The sequence below is a fragment of the Streptomyces sp. PU-14G genome (assembly GCF_041028275.1).
In the GTDB taxonomy this organism is placed as follows: Bacteria; Actinomycetota; Actinomycetes; order Streptomycetales; family Streptomycetaceae; genus Streptomyces.
Genome location: NZ_JASKYT010000703.1, coordinates 1 through 929, shown reverse-complemented (window position 1 = coordinate 929; position 929 = coordinate 1). Strand labels below are relative to the sequence as shown.

Genomic DNA, 929 nt, shown 5'->3' with positions numbered 1-929 from the left:
AAGTGGGCGGGCGGGGGCGGTTTCCTCCGCAGCCGTGCGGTGTGGCATCATGGTCGGCTGAACTCGACAGCCGCACAGGACCCCTCTCTCCTCCGGCTGACGCGTCCATCGGACACCCGGCGCCACAACCCCACGTGGCATCCCGACGCGTCCACCCACGTCAAGACCAGGAGACACCACACCCGTGGCAGTCAAGATCAAGCTGAAGCGTCTGGGCAAGATCCGTTCGCCTCACTACCGCATCATCGTCGCCGACTCCCGCACCCGCCGTGACGGCCGGGCCATCGAGGAGATCGGCCTGTACCACCCGGTGCAGAACCCCTCGCGCATCGAGATCAACTCGGAGCGCGTGCAGTACTGGCTCGGTGTCGGCGCCCAGCCGACCGAGCCCGTCGAGGCGATCCTCAAGGTCACCGGCGACTGGCAGAAGTACAAGGGTCTGCCCGCGCCGGAGCCGATGAAGGTCCCGGAGCCGAAGGCCGACAAGCGCGCCCTCTTCGAGGCCGCTGCCAAGGAGTCCTCCGACGAGCCGCAGGGTGAGGCCATCACCCCCAAGGCCAAGAAGAGCGACAAGGCCGAGAAGAAGGCGGACGCCGAGGCGTCGGCCGCCACCGAGTCGACCGAGGCCTGAGGATGCTCGAGGAGGCCCTCGAGCACCTGGTGAAGGGCATCGTCGACCACCCCGACGAGGTGGGGATCGCATCCCGCAACCTCCGTCGCGGACGCGTGCTGGAGGTCAGGGTGCACCCCGACGACCTCGGCAAGGTGATCGGCCGTAACGGTCGCACCGCGCGCGCTCTGCGCACCGTCGTGGGAGCTCTCGGCGGCCGTGGAATCCGCGTCGACCTCGTCGACGTGGACCAGGTCCGCTGAAGAGCGGTATGCAGCACCGGCACGGGCCGGGGATGGCGACCACGCCGTCCCCGGCC

At 69.2% G+C, this 929-nt stretch carries 2 protein-coding genes; both read left to right on the top strand.

Annotated elements, in window-relative coordinates; translation table 11 throughout:
• The first annotated feature begins 184 nt into the window (after positions 1-184).
• Complete coding sequence (gene rpsP / locus AB8Z75_RS34825; RefSeq protein WP_369209128.1) at positions 185-631, top strand: 30S ribosomal protein S16; 447 nt, start codon at positions 185-187, stop codon at positions 629-631.
• Positions 632-633: 2 nt separating this feature from the next.
• On the top strand, positions 634-873 hold the full coding sequence (locus AB8Z75_RS34820; RefSeq protein WP_242754819.1) for an RNA-binding protein: 240 nt from the start codon (positions 634-636) through the stop codon (positions 871-873).
• Positions 874-929: the final 56 nt, after the last annotated feature.

Bases quoted from the DNA above. Each gene is read 5' to 3' on its own strand.
- AB8Z75_RS34820 (WP_242754819.1), top strand. From the start codon at position 634: ATGCTCGAGGAGGCCCTCGAGCACCTGGTGAAGGGCATCGTCGACCAC.